Here is a 3,271-nt window from a genome sequence, read left to right on the forward strand (position 1 = left end):
GCCAAGGGGCCGCTCTCACCAGCTCTCCCCAGAGGTCAACCCAACGCCGATCCAGACTTCTTCAGGGGCAAGTAGCTATGCACGACACGGGACACGGCGCGGCGGCCACCGGCAGAAGCCACTGCACCGCGTACCCCGGCGAATGATCAAGAGTGACTGTGACCGGCATCTTCACGATCGCCTTGATGGCCGTTTACCGCGACTCCGCCTCAAATGCCTGGGCAACAGCAAGGCTGTCCTCGTAGACATGATGTCGGGTGACAAGACCGTCTTCGACGGTGAGGTGCAGGGCGAACCGCGCGCGATACGCACGGCCGGTCGGCCGGGCGGTCTGCCGGATCTCACCGAGCACGACCGCCTCGTTCCCATCGATGAGGATGCGCTCGACCTCGGTCGCTACCTGTTCCGGGATATGGTGCTCGGCAAGCTCGCGATAGTGGGCGGCTGCGTCGGCCCGGGTGGACCGGTGACGGATCCACGGCGTGGCAGCACGGCCGTGCTCGGCCTCCGGCCAGTCCAGCTTCCAATCACCCCGCTCCGCATACAGTTCAGCGATGCGCTCAGGGTCGCCCTCACCGATCCTGCGTAGCAGTTCCTCAACCACGGCGCGCGTGTTCGCAGTTGCGGCAATGGACATGGCAAACCTCTCCCCTCCTGGTCCACGTCCTGTCGACGTGGAGAGATCGTCATTCTTGCCAGCGCGAGCAAGCCGCGGCGATTCCCTCTGGAGTAAGGCAAGCCCATCACCGAGATCCACTGGGCCAATGACGTGGATGACCCAGGGGCGCCCCGTCTCGCACCCCCGCCGTCGGAAGGCACGTTCTGGCGGCTGCGCGACATCCGCGACTTCGCAGCCCAGGGCACGCTGCCTGGTGACAAGCGCTACACGGGCGGGCGAGGAAAGTACGAATCCATACAGCGATGCGGCGCTCACTGGGTGCCGACGAACTGAGCTGACCGCTGCTGGCCGCTCCCCCTCTGAGTGGGGCAGCGGCCAGCAGCAACAGAGCGAGATAGAAGCTGGAACCACCTGCCGTCGAGGCAACACTTGCGCCAACGCGCGGCGCACAGACCCGAAGACGCCCAGCCCCAGGAGGGGCGGGGCCTACTCACGCACGGAACTTACGCCGCGACAGCATCCTTCCGCGGGAACACCGCCGGGCACCGCCGGCAAATCCACGACNACTTGCGCCAACGCGCGGCGCACAGACCCGAAGACGCCCAGCCCCAGGAGGGGCGGGGCCTACTCACGCACGGAACTTACGCCGCGACAGCATCCTTCCGCGGGAACACCGCCGGGCACCGCCGGCAAATCCACGACCGCGCCCACAACGCATCCGCATCCTCCGCAGCCCGCGCACGCCGCGACAACCAGACCCAGACCGGCGCCACCAGCCAGCAGCACGATCCCGCGGCTCCCGCCACGACATCAGCGTGCCAGCCGACACTCTCCTACCGCAGACGCCTGGTACGCAATGACATCCAAATTGTTGCGCTGCCAAGGACCAAGGCAATAGCGATAAAGACCCAGATCATAGCGTGCTTGACGCTACATCGGATAACGGTGGGGCTGACGTGCTCGATGATGCATTCGTCCGTTACGAATTCATTTTACGTCGATGGCAGCTCGGCACCTGGTCGATGCAGGCGGGACTCGTGTGATAGCGGCGCGATCGGGCGCCGCCTCGCTGGCCGCGAGTGCCTGGCTCTGACGGTGATCGGAGCGGTTCCGGATCGAGGCGAGGCGGCGCTGGTGGAGCCAGGCAGTATTGCCATACTCGGTTGGTCGGCCGGTTACCAGTCCCGCGCGTTCTTCGCCAGAACGCTCCGCAGGACGCGCCAGGAGAGGTCCGAGTACGTCTGGAACTGCTTCTTCTCGTGGGGGGCGTCCTCGTCGATGTAGTCGAAGGCGTCCCGCGATTCCGAGTCGTCGACCGCCACCCGCAATTCGTCGCGGTTGAGGTAGACGTGGAAACTGGCTCCGAAATCGCCTGTGTCGTTGAGCAGTTTGGTGGGGTTGGGTCCGCCGTCCAGGGGACAGAACACCTTGTGCACCGCGTAGTTGTCCTTGGTCAGCCAGGCGCACTGACCTGGCGTGAGCGTGACCAGCCCGCGTTTTTCCGCGTTCCAGTCGAGGGTGGCATAGGACATCACGTCGAGCTGCCCGGCGAGGCAGTAGACGATGCCAGTGGTTTCGCCGTGCGAATGCATCGGCGAGTAGTGCTGGGCCGGCCAGATTTCCAGCACCACCGGCGACCCGTAGTCGCCCTCGTGAGTCACCTCGTACCCGTGCGCCGCGGCGAGGTCGTCGTAGTCGCCCTTGCCCGTGCAGGCCACCCTGATATAGGGCGGGTGACTGGGGTCGAGCTCCGCCTTCTTGATCAGGATTTGCCGTAGCAGCGGCACCGTGCCGCCCGTGCCCGGGGCCAGGAGTTCGCGGATGCCCTCGATCTCCCAGGCCGAGAACCGAATGTCCGCCGCCTTGCGCGCCAGATCCATGACCGCTGGCGGGACCATGAGCTGACGCACATATTCGTCGAACGACGACGCCTGGGCGATGACCAGCGAGGGGGAGATCTTTTCGGCAGCGAGACGCAGCCGCCTTTCCTCGTCCTTCGAGATGTAGAACGGGGGATCAGCTGGGGTCTTCTTCTCCTCAGTCATGCAGGTGACCCTTCCACTGTCACCCGCGTCCGGAAAGGCCGCCCTGTGTGTTCCAGCCTCGCCCAACTCCACCTGCCCCGATGGGGGATGCGCCGATCCCCTCTGTCTCTGCTGGTGTTCGCAGAGGGCACCCCACACCGTTCTCCCCTGTTTTCTCCTGTCACTCAGAAGATCCGGCCGGAAAGATACGAGGAACGCTCTGGCCAGGCGTTTGAAGGCACCTCATGGGTATCCACCGTCGCCCACGACAAGCTGTTCGCCCTCCTCGTTCCACGCCACGATGGGGCGCGTCCGATAGGGCGGCTGCGCCGATGTACCGTCTGCGGCAGGGCGTTCGGCTCTGTGCGATGGACGCAATCCCGGGCAGGCCGCAGCGCCGTCACCCTCATGCCCCCGCTGCCGCCTCACTCGCCAGCAAATCGTCCGCGCTGCCCTGCAGCCCGGCCCCGCACCACTGCGGCCCGAGTAAGCCACCGTGTGACCCGGCCGCCCGGCTCCAGGACCCGCCGCTCCGGGGCCGCCTGCTGAGTCACGCCCCTAGCGAAGGTGCTCGCGCTGGGCCTTCGCCGTCCGTCGGACCGCGTGGACGGTGGCGGTCAGCACCAGC

General features: G+C 66.1%; 2 protein-coding genes. Both read right to left on the reverse strand.

Features of this window, described 5'->3' with window-relative positions:
* Positions 1 to 193: 193 nt before the first annotated feature.
* The gene (locus ACO1BR_RS43905) at positions 194 to 637 is read right to left on the reverse strand and encodes a nuclear transport factor 2 family protein (protein WP_426800720.1); all 444 of its coding nucleotides are present in this window, start codon (positions 635 to 637) and stop codon (positions 194 to 196) included.
* A gap of 1,157 nt (positions 638 to 1,794) precedes the next feature.
* The gene (locus tag ACO1BR_RS43910) at positions 1,795 to 2,664 is read right to left on the reverse strand and encodes a hypothetical protein (protein ID WP_426800721.1); all 870 of its coding nucleotides are present in this window, start codon (positions 2,662 to 2,664) and stop codon (positions 1,795 to 1,797) included.
* Positions 2,665 to 3,271 lie beyond the last annotated feature (607 nt).

This window comes from Streptomyces sp. YGL11-2 (assembly GCF_050054615.1).
GTDB lineage: Bacteria > Actinomycetota > Actinomycetes > Streptomycetales > Streptomycetaceae > Streptomyces.

Bases quoted from the DNA above. Each gene is read 5' to 3' on its own strand.
- ACO1BR_RS43905 (WP_426800720.1), bottom strand. From the start codon at position 637: ATGTCCATTGCCGCAACTGCGAACACGCGCGCCGTGGTTGAGGAACTG.
- ACO1BR_RS43910 (WP_426800721.1), bottom strand. From the start codon at position 2,664: ATGACTGAGGAGAAGAAGACCCCAGCTGATCCCCCGTTCTACATCTCG.